The 16731-nt window shown below is 72.3% G+C and carries 17 protein-coding genes; 12 read left to right on the top strand and 5 right to left on the bottom strand.

The window, feature by feature from the left end; all coding sequences use genetic code 11:
• Positions 1-67 precede the first annotated feature (67 nt).
• The 6 genes from BUE41_RS18485 to BUE41_RS18460 all read left to right on the top strand — a co-directional run bounded on the left by BUE41_RS18485 (position 68) and on the right by BUE41_RS18460 (position 5395).
• The gene (locus BUE41_RS18485) at positions 68-559 is read left to right on the top strand and encodes a DUF3830 family protein (RefSeq protein ID WP_073458460.1); all 492 of its coding nucleotides are present in this window, start codon (positions 68-70) and stop codon (positions 557-559) included.
• Positions 560-567: 8 nt separating this feature from the next.
• Positions 568-1341, top strand: a complete 774-nt coding sequence (locus BUE41_RS18480) for a maleate cis-trans isomerase family protein (protein WP_073458373.1) — start codon at positions 568-570, stop codon at positions 1339-1341.
• On the top strand, positions 1338-2051 hold the full coding sequence (locus BUE41_RS18475) for a maleate cis-trans isomerase family protein (RefSeq protein ID WP_073458372.1): 714 nt from the start codon (positions 1338-1340) through the stop codon (positions 2049-2051). The genes BUE41_RS18480 and BUE41_RS18475 overlap by 4 nt, the downstream gene beginning before the upstream one ends.
• 1 nt (position 2052) lies before the next feature.
• Positions 2053-2739: a GntR family transcriptional regulator gene (locus BUE41_RS18470; RefSeq protein WP_073458371.1), complete on the top strand. Its 687-nt coding sequence runs from the start codon at positions 2053-2055 to the stop codon at positions 2737-2739.
• 153 nt (positions 2740-2892) lie between these two features.
• Positions 2893-4137, top strand: coding sequence for an aspartate aminotransferase family protein (locus tag BUE41_RS18465; RefSeq protein ID WP_073458370.1), 1245 nt, complete (start codon positions 2893-2895; stop codon positions 4135-4137).
• Between the two features lie 49 nt (positions 4138-4186).
• Positions 4187-5395 (top strand): DUF480 domain-containing protein, encoded by a 1209-nt coding sequence (locus tag BUE41_RS18460; RefSeq protein WP_200804000.1) that lies wholly within the window; start codon positions 4187-4189, stop codon positions 5393-5395.
• 4 nt (positions 5396-5399) lie between these two features.
• On the opposite strand, the gene BUE41_RS18455 is transcribed toward BUE41_RS18460, so the two are convergent.
• Complete coding sequence (locus BUE41_RS18455) at positions 5400-6545, bottom strand: Mrp/NBP35 family ATP-binding protein (protein ID WP_073458459.1); 1146 nt, start codon at positions 6543-6545, stop codon at positions 5400-5402.
• 127 nt (positions 6546-6672) lie between these two features.
• Between BUE41_RS18455 and BUE41_RS18450 the strand changes: the two genes are divergently transcribed.
• Positions 6673-7140, top strand: a complete 468-nt coding sequence (locus BUE41_RS18450; RefSeq protein WP_073458369.1) for a MarR family winged helix-turn-helix transcriptional regulator — start codon at positions 6673-6675, stop codon at positions 7138-7140.
• Here BUE41_RS18450 and BUE41_RS18445 read toward each other — a convergent pair.
• Together BUE41_RS18445 and BUE41_RS18440 are read right to left on the bottom strand one after the other, a co-directional pair.
• Positions 7118-7627 (bottom strand): DUF1003 domain-containing protein, encoded by a 510-nt coding sequence (locus BUE41_RS18445; RefSeq protein ID WP_073458368.1) that lies wholly within the window; start codon positions 7625-7627, stop codon positions 7118-7120. The two genes, BUE41_RS18450 and BUE41_RS18445, sit on opposite strands and share 23 nt — an antisense overlap.
• 6 nt (positions 7628-7633) lie before the next feature.
• The gene (locus BUE41_RS18440) at positions 7634-8935 is read right to left on the bottom strand and encodes a magnesium transporter MgtE N-terminal domain-containing protein (protein ID WP_073458367.1); all 1302 of its coding nucleotides are present in this window, start codon (positions 8933-8935) and stop codon (positions 7634-7636) included.
• Positions 8936-9104: 169 nt separating this feature from the next.
• On the opposite strand from BUE41_RS18440, the gene BUE41_RS18435 reads away from it, so the two are divergent.
• The 5 genes from BUE41_RS18435 to BUE41_RS18415 all read left to right on the top strand — a co-directional run bounded on the left by BUE41_RS18435 (position 9105) and on the right by BUE41_RS18415 (position 14568).
• A complete protein-coding gene (locus BUE41_RS18435) occupies positions 9105-10064 on the top strand; it encodes an HpcH/HpaI aldolase/citrate lyase family protein (RefSeq protein WP_073458366.1) in 960 nt (319 codons plus the stop codon).
• Between the two features lie 180 nt (positions 10065-10244).
• The gene (locus BUE41_RS18430) at positions 10245-11438 is read left to right on the top strand and encodes an acyl-CoA dehydrogenase family protein (protein WP_073458365.1); all 1194 of its coding nucleotides are present in this window, start codon (positions 10245-10247) and stop codon (positions 11436-11438) included.
• Between the two features lie 119 nt (positions 11439-11557).
• Positions 11558-12091, top strand: coding sequence for a YflT domain-containing protein (locus BUE41_RS18425; RefSeq protein WP_073458457.1), 534 nt, complete (start codon positions 11558-11560; stop codon positions 12089-12091).
• Entirely contained in the window at positions 12088-13056 is a 969-nt protein-coding gene (locus BUE41_RS18420; protein ID WP_073458364.1) for a class I SAM-dependent methyltransferase, read from the top strand. Before BUE41_RS18425 ends, BUE41_RS18420 begins: the two co-directional genes overlap by 4 nt.
• A 588-nt stretch (positions 13057-13644) precedes the next feature.
• Positions 13645-14568, top strand: coding sequence for a DMT family transporter (locus tag BUE41_RS18415; protein WP_073458363.1), 924 nt, complete (start codon positions 13645-13647; stop codon positions 14566-14568).
• Here BUE41_RS18415 and BUE41_RS18410 read toward each other — a convergent pair.
• Positions 14538-15500: a DUF5914 domain-containing protein gene (locus BUE41_RS18410; protein WP_073458362.1), complete on the bottom strand. Its 963-nt coding sequence runs from the start codon at positions 15498-15500 to the stop codon at positions 14538-14540. The genes BUE41_RS18415 and BUE41_RS18410 overlap by 31 nt on opposite strands.
• Positions 15491-16582: a magnesium and cobalt transport protein CorA gene (locus tag BUE41_RS18405; RefSeq protein ID WP_073458361.1), complete on the bottom strand. Its 1092-nt coding sequence runs from the start codon at positions 16580-16582 to the stop codon at positions 15491-15493. Before BUE41_RS18405 ends, BUE41_RS18410 begins: the two co-directional genes overlap by 10 nt.
• Positions 16583-16731: the final 149 nt, after the last annotated feature.

The following is a 16731-nucleotide window of genomic DNA, read 5'->3' as shown; positions in this document are numbered from 1 at the left end:
GCTCGTATGATTGTCAACAATCCGCGGCGCTGCGGTGTACCCGATCGACGTCGGAGGTGACCCCCTCATGTCGAAGCACATCCGCATCGCCCTCGAGCGCCGCGGTGTCTCCTGCGTGGCCGAGCTGCTGGAGAAACAGGCCCCGCGCACCTGCGCTGCGGTGTGGGCCGCGCTGCCGCTCGGCGGGGACGCCCAGCACGCCAAGTACGCGCGCAACGAGGTCTACACGATCGTCCCGCGCTTCGCCTCCCTCGGCCAGGAGAACCCGACCGTCACGCCGATCCCGGGCGACGTGTGCGCGTTCGACTTCCACGGCGGGATGCTCGACGCCGACTTCAAGGCCGACCAGGGGATCGACCCGGAGGCGGGCGGCATCGACCTGGCGATCTTCTACGGGCGCAACAACCTGCTGATCAACGGGGACGTGGGCTGGGTGCCCGGCAACGTCTTCGCGACGATCGTCGAGGGCCTGCCCGCGATGGCCGAGGCCTGCCACGACGTGTGGCGCTCGGGCAGCGTCGGCGAGCGGCTCGTGTACTCGCGCATCGACGCCGAGTAGGGGCCGCCGTGCCCACCGAGCTGTCGGTCGGCCAGGCGCAGGAGCCCGTCCACGAGGGCATCGGCGTGGTCGCACCGTTCGACTTCGCGCTCGACCGCGAGCTGTGGCGCTGGGTGCCGGAGGACGTCTCGCTCTACCTCACCCGGCTGCCGTTCTTCACCACCCCCATGACCGTCGAGATGGCGGTGGCCTGCGGTGACCGCAAGGCCGTCCGCCGGGCGACCCGCGACGTGCTCACCCCGGAACCCGGGGTGGTCGCCTACGCGTGCACCTCCGGGAGCTTCGTCGACGGAGCGGCGGGGGAGGCCGTGCTGCGTCGGACCATGGTCGACGTGGGCGCGCCGGCCGCGTGCACGACGTCCGGGGCGCTCATCGACGCGCTCGCCCTGCTCGGCGTGCGTCGGGTCGCGGTGGCCACCCCGTACATCCAGCCCGTGACCGACCGGCTCGTCGGGTTCCTGGCCGAGTACGGCGTGCGGACCGTCGCCTGTGAGGGACTGGGCCTGCTCGGGCACATCTGGCGGGTCCCGCACGATGAGATCGTCCGGATCGTGAACGCCGTGGACCATCCCGATGCCGAGGCGCTGTTCATCAGCTGCACGAACCTGCCCACCTACGACCTGATCGAAGGGCTGGAGGCGGTGCTGGGCAAACCGGTGCTCACCGCCAACCAGGTCACGATGTGGGCGGCGCTGCGCGCGCTCGGGCGCACCGCCGTCGGTGGCGGCACGCTGCTGCGCCGTGTGCCCGCCACCCCCGACACCAACCCAGGAGCAGCATGACCCCGACCGTCGGAATCCTCTACCCCGGCTTCTCCGCGGAGGACGACTACCCGCTCGCGGAGCGCCTCCTCGGCGGGCCGCGGCTGCCGCTGGTGCACACCGAGATGCGGGTCGACGCCCACCGCGTCGACGCGCTGCTCGACATCGGCGACGGCGACGTCCTGGCTGCGGGGGTGCGCGCGCTGCCGCGCCCGCTCGACGCGGTCGTGTGGGCGTGCACGTCCGGCAGCTTCGTCCTCGGCTGGGACGGCGCCGCGCAGCAGGTTGCCGAGCTGGGCGCGGTCGCGGGCGTGCCGGTGTCGAGCACGTCGTTCGCGTTCACCGACGCGTGCGCGCACCTCGGGATCGGCCGGGTCGCCGTCGGCGCCACCTATCCCGACGACGTGGCGGAGCGCTTCGTGGCGTTCCTGGCGAAGGCCGGGATCGAGGTGCTGAGCCTGTCGGCGAAGGGGATCGTCACGGCCGCCGAGGTCGGCACGCTCGGCCGGGACGCGGTGCTCGACTTCGCCGCCGCCGTCGACCACCCGCACGCGCAGGCCGTGCTGCTGCCCGACACCGCGCTGCACACCATCGGCCTGCTCGACGAGCTGGAGGACCGCGTCGGCAAGCCGGTGCTCACCGCGAACCAGGTGAGCGTGTGGCAGGGGCTGCGGCTGGCCGGTGGGACCATGCGCCGGGACGGATTCGGAGCTCTGTTCAGGACGGTGTGACGTGGATCTGTCGGACATCGAACCCGTTGCGCAGCGCAGCACGGCGGAGCTCGTGGCCGAGCGCATCCGCGCCGCGATCATGCGCGGATCCCTGCCGCCGGGCACGCAGCTGGGCGAAGTGGAGCTCGCCGGCCGGCTCGGGGTGAGCCGGGGCCCGCTGCGCGAGGCGATGCAGCGGCTCGTCGCCGAGGGTCTGCTGCGCAGTGAGCGGAACCGGGGGATCTTCGTCCGCGATCTCGACGCCGCCGACGTCCGCGACGTGTACATCGCCCGGGCCGCCGTCGAGGGTGCGGCCGGGATGCTGATCATCGGCGGGGACCGGGCCGCGGCCGCGATGCGGCTCGCCGGGGCGCTGGCGCGCATGGAGGCGGCCGCGGACGATCCCGTCGCGCTCGCCGACGCCGATCACGCCTTCCACGCCGAGCTCGTCGCGGCGTCCGGGAGCCCGCGGCTGCGGCGGATGGCCGACGGGCTGCTCGTGGAGACCCGCATGTGCCTGGCGGCGCTGCAGCAGACCGCGCCGCCCGCGGCCGAGCTGATCGCCGAGCACCGCGAACTGCTCGACGCGCTGCGCGCCGGGGACCCGAACCGGTTCGCGACCCTGCTCGAGGCACACATGGCCGACGCGGTGGAGCGCATCCTCGCGCCCACGGCCGTGCCCCCGCCCCCGCCGAGCATGTCCGCCTGACGCGAACCCGCGTCGAGAACGAATCTGTGGTGATCGAATCGCCCTGTTGATCACCACAACCTCGTTCTCGACGCGGGGTTCAGGCTTGCTCAGAACACGGGGTACATGCTTCAGTAGGATTGTCGACAATCCGACAAACTGAGGAGCTGTGCCATGGCCTCGCTGTCCCCGGTCCTGCAGCAGGCGACCCCCGTCCAGGTCGCCCACGGCGAGGGCGTTCACCTCTACGACACCGAGGGACGGCGGTACCTCGACTTCACCGCCGGCATCGGCGTCACCAGCACCGGGCACTGCCACCCGAGGGTCGTCGCGGCCGCGCAGGAACAGGTCGCCACCCTCATCCACGGCCAGTACACGACCGTCATGCACCAGCCGCTGCTCCAGCTCGCCGAACGCCTCGGCGACGTCCTGCCACCCCAGCTGGACAACGTCTTCTTCCTGAACTCCGGCAGCGAGGCCGTCGAGGCGGCGGTCCGGCTGGCCCGGCACGCCACAGGGCGCCCGCTCGTGATCGCCTTCGACGGCGGCTTCCACGGCCGCACGATGGGGGCCGCTGCGCTCACATCGTCCGGGGCGAAGATCCGCTCGGGCATCGGACCGCTGATGGGCGGGGTCGCGTTCGCGCCGTTCCCCTACGCGTTCCGCTACGGCTGGAGCGAGGAGGAGGCCGTCGCGTTCGCGCTGCGCGAGCTGGACCGGCTGCTCATCACGACCGCGCCCGCGCCGGACGTCGCCGCCTTCGTGATCGAGCCGGTGCTCGGTGAGGGCGGGTACGTGCCCACTCCGCCCGCGTTCCTGCAGGGCCTGCGCGAGCGCGCCGACGCGCACGGCATCCTGCTCGTCGCCGACGAGGTGCAGACCGGGTTCGGGCGCACGGGCCGGTTCTGGGGCCACGAGCACGCCGGGATCACCCCGGACGTCCTGATCACGGCGAAGGGGCTGGCCAGCGGCTTCCCGCTCTCCGGCATCGCTGCCCCCGCGGCGCTGATGGCGAAGGCCCGCCCCGGCTCGCAGGGCGGCACGTACGGCGGCAACGCCGTGGCCTGCGCCGCGGCCCTGGCCACCCTCGACGTCATCGAGGAGGAGGGGCTGGTCGCCAACGCCGCCGAGCAGGGCGTACGGCTGCTGGAGGGGCTGCGCAAGATCGCCGCCGACCATCCCGGCATCGCGGACGTGCGCGGCCTCGGCCTCATGGTCGGCAACGAGTTCTGCACACCTGACGGTGCCCCGGACCCGGCCGCCGCCCAGGCTGCGCACGCCCGCGCGGCCGAGCTGGGCCTGCTCCTGCTCACCTGCGGCGCGCACGGCAACGTCGTGCGGATGATCCCCCCGCTGATCGTGACCGCCGATCAGGTCGACGAGGCCGTGCAGCTCTGGCGGGGCGCCGTCGCGATCTGATCGGGTCCGGCCACTCCCGCCGGCAGCGCACCGCCACTAGGCTCCCCGCGTGGCCGAAGCGCGACCGCAGCTGTCCGCAGTGGAGCAGCGCGTGCTCGGGGCGCTGATGGAGAAGCAGCGCACGGTGCCGGCGAGCTATCCCCTCACGCTCAACGCGCTGCGCACGGCGTGCAACCAGACGAGCAACCGCGATCCCGTCACGGACTACGACGACACGCTCCTGCAGACCACGCTCAAGGAGCTGCGCGATCGCGAGCTGATCCGCCCGGTGTGGAGCGGGGCGGGCTCGCGGGTGCTCAAGTACCACCAGCGGCTGGAGGAGCAGCTCGGCCTGTCCGACGCCGAGGTGGCCGTGCTGACCGTGCTGCTGCTGCGCGGCCCGCAGGCCGTCGGCGAGCTGCGCACCCGCACCGCGCGGATGCACGCCTTCGCCGACCGCGCCGAGGTCGAGGCCACGCTGCGCGGCCTGGCCGAGCGGCCGGAGCCGCTGGTCGTCCAGCTGGAGCGACGGCCGGGGCAGCGGGAGGAGCGGTGGGCGCACCTCCTGGGCCCGCTGCCGGAGACGGTGGCCGCCCAGGCGCCGAAGATCGATCGCGAGGTGGTCATCGCCGACGGTGTGGAGGCCCGCAACGCCCGGGTCCGCGCCGCGTACGACGCCGCCGCCGCCGGCTACGCGCTCGAGTTCGCCGACGAGCTCGACAGCAAGCCGTTCGACTGCTGGTTCCTGGACCGGGTCGCCGCCGAGGCGCCCCGCGGCCCGGTCGCCGACGTCGGCACCGGGCCGGGGCACGTCGCGGGCCGGCTGGCCACCCAGCGGGCGGAGGTGCTCGGCATCGACCTGGCCCCAGCGATGATCGACGAGGCCAAGCGGCTCTTCCCGGACGTCGAGTTCCAGGTCGGCGACCTCACCACGATGTTGCGGCCGCGTGCCGCCGCCGGATGGTCGGCCATCACCGCCTGGTACGCGTTCGTGCACATGGCGGCGTCCGAGCTGCCCACGGTGATCGCCGGGCTCGCCCGCCTGCTCGTTCCCGGCGGGCTGCTCGCCTTCGCGCTCCACGCCGGCGCGGCTGTGCACCACGCCGACGAGCTCGCCGGTACCCCGGTGGATCTCGACTTCGTGCTGCACGACCCGGACGAGGTGATCGACGCCGTCCGGGGCGCTGGGCTGGTGGACGTCGAGTGGTACCTGCGCTCCCCGCTGCCGCACGAGGTGCAGACGGACCGCCTCTACGTGCTGGGGAGGAAGGCGGGCTGAGCGGCTACTTCCGGACCGGGGTGAGGGACAGGCTCATCCCGGCCAGCCCGCGCGACTTGGTGGCCAGTCCGTCGGCGATCTTCTTCAGCGCCGCGGCGCTCGCGCTCTCCGGCGCCGCGAGCACCACCGGGTTGCCCACGTCGCCGCACTCGCGCAGCTTCGGCTCCAGCGGCACCTGGCCCAGCAGCGGGACCGGTGCGCCGAGGGCGCGGGTGAGGGAGTCGGCCACCATCTGGCCGCCGCCTGCGCCGAACACCTCCATGCGGGTGCCGTCGGGCAGCTCCATCCACGACATGTTCTCGATCACGCCGGCCAGCCGCTGGCGGGTCTGCAGTGCGATCGAGCCCGCCCGCTCGGCCACCTCGGCCGCCGCGGTCTGCGGAGTGGTGACGACGAGCAGCTCGGCGTTCGGGATGAGCTGCGCCGTGGAGATCGCGATGTCGCCGGTGCCGGGCGGCAGGTCGAGCAGCAGCACGTCCAGATCGCCCCAGTAGACGTCGGACAGGAACTGCTGCAGCGCCCGGTGCAGCATCGGGCCGCGCCAGACCACCGCGTCGTTGCCGGCGGTGAACATGCCGATCGAGATCAGCTTCACGCCGTGCGCCTGCGGCGGCATGATCATGTTGTCGACCTTGGTGGGCCGGTCGGTGCAGCCGAGCATCCGCGGGATCGAGTGCCCGTAGATGTCGGCGTCGACCACACCCACGGACAGGCCGCGCGCGGCCATGGCCGCGGCGAGGTTCACCGTGACCGACGACTTGCCGACCCCGCCCTTGCCGGACGCGACGCAGAACACCCTGGTCAGCGAGCCCGGCTGGGCGAACGGGATCACCGGGTCGGCGCTGTCGCCGCGCAGACTGCGGCGCAGCTCGGCGCGCTGCTCGTCGCTCATGACGTCGAGCTCGACGCGGACGTCGGTGATGCCGGCGATCCGGGAAACGGCCTCGGTGACCCGCTTCGTGATGGCGTCGCGCATGGGACACCCGGCGACGGTCAGGTAGACGCCGACGTGCGCGACCCCGTCGGTCACGGAGACGGACTTGACCATGCCGAGTTCGGTGATCGGCTTGTGGATCTCCGGGTCCTCGACGGTGGCGAGCGCGGCGCGCACGGCCTGCTCGAGGTTGCCGGTCTTGTCGGTGGGGGACATCCGTGCCTTCCGGTTGCGGGTCATTGCCATGTTACGTCCGTAGTCGGGACGGTCCGGCGTCCGTAGCATCAGGGGCGCAGTGAGTCCGGGGGGACTCGACCTCGAACAGAGAGTGGGGGGACTCGAGATGACCGACGTGGCCGACCGGGTGGTCGTGGAGCGCCGTACGCCGACGCCCGACGAGATGGCCTCCTGGCGCTGGTTCCTGCGGGCGCACGCCACGATCACGCGGGCGCTGGAGACCGAGCTGGAGGCGGAGGAGAACCTGTCCCTGGCCGCGTACGACGTGCTGGTGCAGCTCGCGGAAGCGCCCGACCGGCGGCTGCGGATGACCGAGCTGGCCGAGGCCGTGCTGCTGTCCCGCTCCGGGGTGACCCGGCTGGTGGACCGGCTGGAGCGGGCGGGGCTGGTGTCGCGCTGCCCCGTCGCCACCGACGGGCGCGGTGTGGCCGCTCGGCTCACCGACGCCGGGCTGGCCCGGCTGCGCGCTGCGTCCCGGGTGCACCTGACCGGGGTGCACCGCCACTTCGTGGCCAGACTCGACCCATCCAGCCTGATGTCGCTGGAGGCGATCAGCCGCCGCCTGGCCGGCTGACCTTCCCGCTGCGCGGGCGCTCCGCCGCGCCCAGTCGCTCCGCCAGCTTGTCGAGTTCGCCGCGCAGGAAGTCGCGGGTGGCCATCTCGCCGACGGCCAGCCGCAGCGCGGCGAGCTCGCGGGCCAGGTACTCGGTGTCGGCCTTGGTGCGTTCGGCGCGCCTGCGGTCCTCCTCCAGAGCGATGCGGTCGCGGTCGTCCTGCCGGTTCTGCGCGAGCAGGATCAGCGGGGCGGCGTACGCGGCCTGGGTGGAGAAGGCCAGGTTGAGCAGGATGAACGGGTAGGGGTCCCACTGGTCCTGCGCCGCCAGCACCACGTTCAGCGCGATCCACGACACGACGATCACGGTCTGGATCGCCAGGAACCGGCCGGTGCCCAAGAACCGGGCGACCCGTTCGGAGAAGCGCGCGAAGCGCTCGGGATCGAACTCGAGCCGGGTACGGGTCGCGCGCGGCTGGTCGAGGCGCCGCCGGCCCGCCTCAGGCATCCCTGCTCATCTCGTCGGGTCCTCCAGTGCGGCGGTGATCTCGCGGATGTCCAGCTCCCCGGTCGCGTCGTCGTCCTCGGGCAGCTGGTCGCGCCAGTCGTCGGGCAGCAGGTGGTCGAGCACGTCGTCGACGGTCACCGCACCCAGCAGGTGCTCCTCCGCGTCGACCACGGGCCCGGCCACCAGGTTGTAGGTGGCGAAGTACCGGGTGATCTCGGCGAGCGTCGCGTCCGGCGACAACCGCGCCAGATCGGTGTCGACGATGCCCGCGACCAGGTCGAACGGCGCCTCGCGCAGCAGCCGCTGGGTGTGCACGCAGCCCAGGTAGCGGCCGGTCGGGGTCTCGGTCGGCGGACGGCAGACGAACACCATGCTGGCCAGCGCCGGCGGGATGTCCGGGTTGCGCACGTGCGCGAGCGCCTCGGCGACGGTGGCGTCGGGGCGCAGGATGATCGGTTCCGGGGTCATGAGCCCGCCCGCGGTGTCCGACGAGTACGACAGCAGCCGCCGCAGCGGCGCCGACTCGGTGGGGGCCATGCGCCCGAGCAGGTGCTCGCGCTCGGCGTCGGGCAGCTCGCCCAGGAGGTCCGCGGCGTCGTCGGGGGACATGGCTTCCAGGACGTCGGCGGCCCGCTGCGGATCCAGGTGGGCGATCAGCTGGCGCTGGTCGGTCTCGGACAGCTCCTCGAACACGTCGGCGAGGCGTTCGTCGTCGAGCGCGTCGATGATCTCGAACTGGCGCTTCTGCGGTAGCTCCGACAGCGCGGCCGCGACGTCGGCCGGGCGCATCGTCTCGAACACCGCGAGCAGCCCGGCGGTGCCCTGCCGGTCGGTGAGCGTCAGGCCGCTGACCGCGCTCCAGTGCACGACCTGCACCTGGCCGCGCCGGGCGAGCCCGTGGCGCCGCGCGCGCACCGCGAGCCGCCCCACGATCCAGTCGCGGGTGCGGGTCTGCTCGATGGCCGCGTCGACGACCACGACCTGCTCGCCCGACTCCGCCAGCTGCACGCGGGCGTCGATGAGCTGGCCGACGACCAGCGTCTCGTTCGGGCGCTGGACGAACCCGCGCAGGCTCACCGAGCCGGTGGTGAGGGTGACCGCGCTCGGGTCGATGGCGGCCACGCGCAGCATCGGGATGAAGATCCGCCGCCGGGTGGCCAGCTCGCACACCAGGCCCAGCACCCGGGGCGGCTGGGTGTCGACGCGCAGCGACGCGACGAGATCGCGCACCTTCCCGATGCGCTCCCCGTCGGGGCCGACGATCGGCAAGCCCACCATCGGCGCCACGAAGAGTCGTTCGCCGCCCATGACCAGAGCCTATTGGGCAGGACCGTGATCCACCCGGGGCGCACACCGCACGGTCGGACGACCCCTGTGACCTTGTGTGGGTGAGAAACCAATCACCTCATGTCCCCGTGGAACGGCACCGCGTGCCAGCATCACACGCGAGCCCAACCGTCTCGACGAGGAGTCGCCTGTGACCTCCCAGCTCCGCCCCCGCCGCTCCTGCCTGGCCGTGCCGGGATCGAGTCAGAAGTTCATCGACAAGGCGCGCACCCTCAACGCCGACCAGGTCTTCCTCGACCTGGAGGACGCCTGCGCCCCGCTGGCCAAGCCCGGTGCCCGCAAGACGATCGTGCAGGCGCTGAACGAAGGCGGCTGGGGAGACAAGATCCGCGTCGTCCGCGTCAACGACTGGACCACCGAGTGGACCTACCGCGACGTCACCGAGGTGGTCGAGGGCGCGGGCGCCAACCTCGACGCCATCATGCTGCCGAAGGTGCAGACGGCCGACCAGATCGTCGCACTCGACCTGCTGCTCACGCAGATCGAGAAGACGATGGGCTACGAGGTCGGTCGCATCGCCATCGAGGCGCAGATCGAGAACGCCAAGGGCCTGCTCAACGTGGAGGCGATCGCCACCGCGTCGCCCCGCGTCGAGACGATCATCTTCGGCCCGGCCGACTTCATGGCCTCGATCAACATGAAGTCGCTGGTGGTGGGGGAGCAGCCGCCCGGCTACGACGTCGGCGACGCCTACCACCACATCCTGATGTCGATCCTCATGGCCGCCCGGGCCCACGGCAAGCAGGCCATCGACGGGCCCTACCTGCAGATCCGCGACGTCGACGGGTTCCGCCGGGTGGCCGCCCGCTCGGCCGCGCTCGGCTTCGACGGCAAGTGGGTGCTGCACCCGGGCCAGATCGACGCCGCGAACGAGGTGTTCAGCCCGACGCAGGAGGACTACGACCACGCCGAGAACATCCTCGACGCCTACGCCTGGTTCACCTCGGAGAAGGGCGGCAAGCGCGGCGCAGCGATGCTCGGCGACGAGATGATCGACGAGGCCAGCCGCAAGATGGCGCTGGTGATCAGCGCGAAGGGGCGCGCTGCCGGCCTGCAGCGCAAGCAGATCTGGACCCCGCCGGAGGACTGATCCGCATCGGCGATCGCGGGCGGTGACGATGACCTCGTCACCGCCCGCGGCGTGCGTCGACGGCGTCCTCGCCCGTGATCACCGACCGGGCTCGGCGTTCCGTGAGACGATTCACCTCGCCGTGCTCGATATGCCAAGCACCGACAGACCCAGTTGTGGCGCCCAGCGCCGGGAGGAACGATGGCAAAGCTCGCCCAGACCGCCGGTCTGACCGAGGTCCAGCAGGAGATCCTGGCCACGGTCAGGACGTTCGTGGACAAGGAGATCATTCCGCACGCCTCGGCGCTCGAGCACGAGGACACCTACCCGCAGGACATCGTCGACGGGATGAAGGAGATGGGCCTGTTCGGGCTCACCATCCCGGAGGAGTACGGCGGGCTCGGCGAGTCGCTCCTGACCTACGCGCTGGTCGTGGAGCAGATCGCGCGCGGCTGGATGAGCGTCTCGGGGGTCATCAACACCCACTTCATCGTCGCGTACATGCTCATGCAGCACGGCACCGACGAGCAGAAGCAGAAGTACCTGCCGAAGATGGCCACCGGTGAGGTGCGCGGCTCGTTCTCCATGTCCGAGCCCGACCTCGGCTCCGACGTGGCCGCGATCAAGACGCGCGCGGTGCAGGACGGTGACGACTTCGTCATCGACGGCGCCAAGATGTGGCTGACCAACGGCGGCACCTCGAACCTGACCGCGGTGCTGGTGCGCACCGACGAGGGCAAGCCCAAGCCGCACCAGAACCTGACCTGCTTCCTGGTCGAGAAGCCCACCGGTTACGGCGAGGTCGCTCCCGGTCTCACGGTGCCCGGCAAGATCGCCAAGATGGGCTACAAGGGCGTGGACACCACCGAGATGGTGTTCAAGGGCTTCCGGATCTCGGGCGAACAGATCCTCGGCGGCAAGCGCGGCGGCGGCTTCGTCCAGATGATGGACGGCGTGGAGGTCGGCCGCGTGAACGTGGCCGCGCGCGCCTGCGGCATCGCGATCCGCGCGTTCGAGCTGGCTGTCGAGTACGCCCAGCAGCGCACCACGTTCGGCAAGCCGATCGCCGAGCACCAGGCCATCGCGTTCAAGCTGGCCGAGATGGCCACGAAGGTCGAGGCCGCCCACCTGATGATGGTCAACGCCGCCCGGCTCAAGGACAGCGGCCAGCGCAACGACGTCGAGGCCGGCATGGCCAAGCTGCTCGCCAGCGAGTACTGCGCCGAGGTCACTCAGGAGGCCTTCCGCATCCACGGCGGCTACGGCTACTCCAAGGAGTACGAGATCGAGCGGCTGATGCGCGAGGCGCCGTTCCTGCTCATCGGCGAGGGCACCTCGGAGATCCAGAAGACGATCATCAGCCGGGGCCTGCTGCGGGAGTACAAGATCCGCTGAGCGGGGCGTCACCGCTGCCCTGAACGGGAGCTTTCGGGCACCTCGACGGAGTGTGGGACGTTGACATCATGGAGGACCGTGAACACCATGCGGTCTGCACCATCGTCGAGGAGGCACCAGTGACCGCACCGTTCGGCGGGGCTGGGCGGCCCGCACCCGGACTGCCCAGCCTGCCCACCCCGCCCAGCGGCTGGCCCGTCGGCTCGTACGCCACGTACGAGGAGGCGCAGCGCGCCGTCGACCACCTCGCCGATTCCGACTTCCCGGTCCGGGACGTCACGATCGTCGGGGTGGACCTGATGCTCGTCGAGCGGGTCATCGGCCGACTCACGTGGGGCCGGGTCCTGCTGTCGGGTGCGCTGTCCGGCGCGTGGTTCGGTCTCTTCGTGGGCCTGCTGCTGGCGTTCTTCAACCCGGCCGGGTCCGCGTTCGGGCCGATCCTGGTCGGCGTGGTCTCCGGTGTCGTGTTCGGTCTCGTCTTCGCGGCCGTCGGCTACGGAGCGTCGCGCGGGCGGCGCGACTTCACCTCCGCGAGCCAGATCGTGGCCGGCCGGTACGACGTGCTCTGCCAGCCGCGCAACGCGGAGAAGGCCCGCGAGCTCCTGGCCAAGCTGGCCATGGGGACGAGCGGCTCAGGGACCTCGCCGGCGTGACCCCTCAGGGTGCCGGAAAGCGCGTCGACGCGACCAGTCTGATCAAGTCGTTCGACGCGCACGCGCGCACCTACGACCGGATGGTCGGCGCCGACCGGAACTACCACGAGCACCTGCGCATCACCACCAAGCGCATGGGGCTCAAGGGCGGCGCGGGCATGCGGCTGCTCGACGTGGGCTGCGGCACCGGAGCGTCGACGGCCGCACTGCTCGACGCCGCCCCGGAAGCCGAGGTCGTCGCGGTCGACGCGTCCGGCGAGATGCTCGCCGAGGCCCGGCGCAAGACCTGGACCGGCAACGTCACCTTCGTGCAGGGCGACGTCGAGGACCTCGAACGGGCCGGCGTGACCGGCCCGTTCGACGGGATCCTCGCCGCCTACCTGATCCGCAACGTCGAGGACCCGAACGCGGCCCTGCGCACCCTCTTCGGGCTGCTGAAGCCCGGCGCCCCGCTGGCGCTGCACGAGTACTCCGTGCGCGACTCGTTCCGCGCCGAGTTCGTGTGGAGCCTGGTCAGCTGGGGGATCATCATCCCGCTCGGCAAGATCCGCACCGGCGACGCGGGCCTCTACCGGTACCTGTGGCGCAGCGTCATGGAGTTCGACGGGGTGGAGGCGCTCACCACCCGCATGAAGGCCTGCGGGTTCGTCGACGTGCTGCACCAGACCATGCCCGGCTGGCAGCAGCACATCCTGCACACCTTCCTCGGCCGGCGCCCGCCGAACCCCGAGGAGGCGGTGCCGGAGGGGGTGGCGGAGCAACCGACCGAGGTGCTCGAGCCCGCGGGGCCCGAGACTGCTCAGAAGGCCGCTGGGAAGGCCGCTGAGGTGGCCCCTGAGAAGACCGCCGAGACCCCGGCGCCGGAGGTCGGGGCCGCCGAGCCGCAGGTGAGCGGGTTCGGCAACGAGTCGCCCACACCGCCGTCGGGGATCCCGGTGCAGGGCAAGCCCGACCCGGAGAAGTAGCCCGCGGTCCCGGGTCGGCCGGTTCCGCGCGGCCATGTCCGGGCGGTGCGCAGTTCCGGTGGACGTGATCCACCTCCACGGCGCCCGGCCTCGTACCGCGGGACGGCCTCACCGCGCATGACCGCTCCCCACCCGGAAGTTGAGCACCGCGCTCGCGCGCGTCGACGTCGGTGGGGGAGGCGCGCAGCGCCCGAGGGACGAGGGCGTGAGCACTGGAGGAGCCGTCGTCGACATCAGGGTGCGCGAGCCGCGATCCGGCGACGGAGGAGCTGGGCGCAATCGAACACTGCTCGCGCGCGTCGACGTCGGTGGGGGAGGCGCGCAGCGCCCGAGGGACGAGGGCGTGAGCACTGGAGGAGCCGTCGTCGACATCAGGGTGCGTGAGCGGCGATCCGGCGACGGAGGAGCTGGGCGCAATGAAGCGCTGTGGCTTTGCTGCCGTCCCCGCGCCCGGCTAACGTCTCCTCCGTGCATCTGACGTTCCTCAGCACTCCGCCTCCGCGCGCTTAGCCGCGCGCGTCCGCGACCGCACGGGACCGCGCTGCGTCCGCGCCCGTCCGTTCCCGTGATCTTCGGAGTGCCTTCTCGATGCATGTCTCCTCTTCCACGTCCACCCCTGGGCGCGCCCGCTCCGGTGTTCCCCTGCTCGCCCTCGCCGGCGTCCTGTGGGGCACCGGCGGCCTGCTCGGTCAGGCGCTGGCCGGCGCCACCGGGCTGTCCGCGGTGGCCGTCGCCGGCTACCGGCTCGCCGGCGGCGGCCTGCTGCTGTGCGCGCTCGGCCTCCTCGTCCGCCGTGCCCTCCCGCGGTCCCGCGCCGCGTGGTGGCGGGTCGCCGTGATCGGGGTGCTCGCCGCGCTGTTCCAGTGCGGCTACTTCGCCGCCGTCGCCACGACGTCGGTCAGCCTCGCGACGCTGGTGACGATCGGGAGCTCACCGATCGCCGTGCTGGTCGTGGAGCGGGTGGCGCGGCTGCGGCCGATCGGCCCGCGGGCCGTGCTCGGCGTCGGTGCCGCCGTGGCCGGGCTCGTCCTGCTCGTCGGCCCGAGCGGCGAACTCGGACCGGGGCTGCTCGCCGCGGCGGCGGCCGGGTGCGCGTTCGCGCTGATGACGGTGCTGCAAGCGCGCCCGGTCGCCGACCTGGACGCTTCGGCGACCGTGGGGCCGGCGTTCGTCGTCGGCGGTGCGCTCGTCCTGCCCGTGGCCGCTCTGCTGCCCGGCGGGCTCGCGTTCGCCCCGACGCCCGGGGCGCTGATCCTGCTCGCCGCGTTCGCGGTGGCGCCGACGGCGCTGGCGTACACCGCCTACTTCGCTGGTCTGCGCACCGCTCCGGCCGGGGTCGGGGCGGTGCTGGCGCTGCTGGAACCGGTGACCGCCGCTGTCTTGGCCGCCCTGCTGCTGGGCGACCGGATCGGGATCACCGGCTGGATCGGCGCGGCCGTGCTCTGCGGCGCCGTGCTGGTCACTGCGACGGACCGGACGAGCTACCGCACCGCGCCCGTGCGCACCGCGTAGCGCCGCTCGGCGTAGGCGAGGTCGTCGCGCCACAGCCGTCGCGCCGCGAACCGCATCGCCGGGCGCAGCGCGGCGGCCGCTCGCACCGCGTGCGCGAACCCCTTCCGGTCCGAGTGCGCGACGACGGCCTCGATGACCGCGGTGCGCGGCAGCCCGTCCGGCCCGTCGCCGAGCGGGGTGGCGTGGGTCTCCACCACGCTGCCGGTCCCCTCCCCGCCGACGATCTCCATCGTGATCGTGCGCGGATCGGGGCAGCTGAACTCGGCGATCACCGGGACGCCGACCCGCCGGCCGAGCGCGTAGGTGACCGAGAGCCGGAACCGCTCCGGATCGTGGTCGAGCACGGCGAGCTGCGCGAACGAGTACGGGTGCAGCCACACGCCGTGCCAGGGATCCAGGCGGTTGGCCAGCACGTCCTCCGGGGCGCAGCGGCCGATCATCGTCGCGACGGCGCCCACGCTGCGGTCGGCGGGTGGCCGCGGCCCGGTGCAGGGCCGCTCGGTCGGCGGCTCCCCGCTGACGTCGTCGAGCCGCACCCACACCAGTAGGCCGTCGTCGTGCACCGGCAGTACCCGCCACCCCGGCCGGCCCTGCGGGCCCAGCGCGAGCCCGTGCCAGCGGCACACCAGCGAGCCGCGGTGCACCGCCGCGTCGCACAGCGGGGCGCCCAGGTGCGGGCAGGAGCCGGGCCCGGCGTGCACCGCGCCGCCCGGGCCGCGCCACGCCACCACCTCGCGCCCGGCGACCGTGCGGGCGAACACCTTGCCCGGACGGACGTCGGACGCGGCGCAGAGGACGTACCAGCCCCCGGACGGGCGGGCCAGCGCGGCCCGCAGGGCCTGCTCGATCGCGGTGGGCGCCGCGTCGCGCCACGTCGGTTCCTGCTCGGCCCAGCGGGGCCTGCGCAGGAACCGGAATCCGGTCACAGCCATTCGTTGCGGCGGAACAACCGGATCAGGCCCAGGCAGATCATCGCCGTGAAGCCCACGACCAGCCAGTACCCGGCCGGATCGTGCAGCAGGGGCATGTTGTCGAAGTTCATGCCGTACAGGCCCGCGATCATCGTCGGGACCGTGATGATGGCCACCCATGCGGTGATCTTCCGCATGTCGTTGTTCTGCCGCATGGTGATCTTGGCCAGCACGGCGTCGACGAGCGTGGTGAGCAGCTCGTTGAAGCCGGCGATGCGCTCGGTGGCGGTGCTGAGGTGGTCGTCGACGTCGCGGAAGTACTGGCGCACCTCGTGCGGCACCAGCGAGCTGTACCCCTCGGTGAGCTTGCGCACCGGCACCCCCAGCGGCACGACGGCCCGCCGCAGCTCCAGCACCTCGCGCTTGAGCAGGTAGATCTGCTCGGCGTCCATCGAGGACCGCGGCGAGAACACCTGCCGCTCCATCTCCTCGATGTCGTCCTCGATGGTCTCGGTGACGGCGAGGTAGGTGTCCACGACGTGGTCGGCGATCGCGTGCAGCACCGCGGCCGGACCGAGCGCGAGCTGCTCAGGATCGTTCTCCAGCTTGCGCCGCACGTCCCGCAGCCCGGTGTGGTCGCCGTGCCGCACCGTGATCACGAAGTCGTGGCCGAGGAACACCATGACCTCGCCGGTCTCGACGATCTCGTGCTCGGTCTGCGGCGCCGAGTTGCCGAGGTAGCAGACGGTCTTGAGGACCATGAACAGGGTGTCCTCGTACCGTTCCAGCTTGGGGCGCTGGTGGGCGTGCACGGCGTCCTCGACGGCCAGCTCGTGCAGCTGGAACACGTCCGCGATGCCGGCGAGCTGCTCCTCCTCGGGCTCGTGCAGCCCGATCCAGACGAAGCCCTCGCCGCGGCGGCGGACCTCGCTGATGGCGCCTTCGTGCGTCCACCGGCCGGGCAGACGGCGACCGTCGACGTACACCGCGCAGTCGACGATGTGCTCGTCCAGCGGGGTGGCCGGCTTGCGCAGCATGCGCGGCGCGTTGTTGGTGTTGCGGCCGCGCAGCGCGGCCGGGCGGAGTGCAGACAGGTGCGGCACGTGAGCACCTCCAGACGTTCGGGGGCGCGCGTCGAACGTGCGTGCGGCGCGCGGGATCGACGGTTCGTGCGTCCCCGACCGGCTGGGAGCTCAGTGGCTCGGCTCGTGGCCTCGATGAACCGCCGGACCGGGAACGCGGCGACTACTGC

The organism is Pseudonocardia thermophila, from assembly GCF_900142365.1.
GTDB classification, from domain to species: domain Bacteria; phylum Actinomycetota; class Actinomycetes; order Mycobacteriales; family Pseudonocardiaceae; genus Pseudonocardia; species Pseudonocardia thermophila.
Note: the sequence above shows the minus strand (reverse complement) of the source record. Positions and strands in the feature narration are given on the sequence as shown.

What these genes read in the sequence shown, in the direction of transcription:
- BUE41_RS18450 (WP_073458369.1), top strand. Translation starts at nt 6,673, where the DNA reads ATGACCGACGTGGCCGACCGGGTGGTCGTGGAGCGCCGTACGCCGACG.
- BUE41_RS18485 (WP_073458460.1), top strand. Translation starts at nt 68, where the DNA reads ATGTCGAAGCACATCCGCATCGCCCTCGAGCGCCGCGGTGTCTCCTGC.
- BUE41_RS18430 (WP_073458365.1), top strand. Translation starts at nt 10,245, where the DNA reads ATGGCAAAGCTCGCCCAGACCGCCGGTCTGACCGAGGTCCAGCAGGAG.
- BUE41_RS18415 (WP_073458363.1), top strand. Translation starts at nt 13,645, where the DNA reads ATGCATGTCTCCTCTTCCACGTCCACCCCTGGGCGCGCCCGCTCCGGT.
- BUE41_RS18465 (WP_073458370.1), top strand. Translation starts at nt 2,893, where the DNA reads ATGGCCTCGCTGTCCCCGGTCCTGCAGCAGGCGACCCCCGTCCAGGTC.
- BUE41_RS18455 (WP_073458459.1), bottom strand. Translation starts at nt 6,545, where the DNA reads ATGTCCCCCACCGACAAGACCGGCAACCTCGAGCAGGCCGTGCGCGCC.
- BUE41_RS18445 (WP_073458368.1), bottom strand. Translation starts at nt 7,627, where the DNA reads ATGCCTGAGGCGGGCCGGCGGCGCCTCGACCAGCCGCGCGCGACCCGT.
- BUE41_RS18475 (WP_073458372.1), top strand. Translation starts at nt 1,338, where the DNA reads ATGACCCCGACCGTCGGAATCCTCTACCCCGGCTTCTCCGCGGAGGAC.
- BUE41_RS18410 (WP_073458362.1), bottom strand. Translation starts at nt 15,500, where the DNA reads ATGGCTGTGACCGGATTCCGGTTCCTGCGCAGGCCCCGCTGGGCCGAG.
- BUE41_RS18440 (WP_073458367.1), bottom strand. Translation starts at nt 8,935, where the DNA reads ATGGGCGGCGAACGACTCTTCGTGGCGCCGATGGTGGGCTTGCCGATC.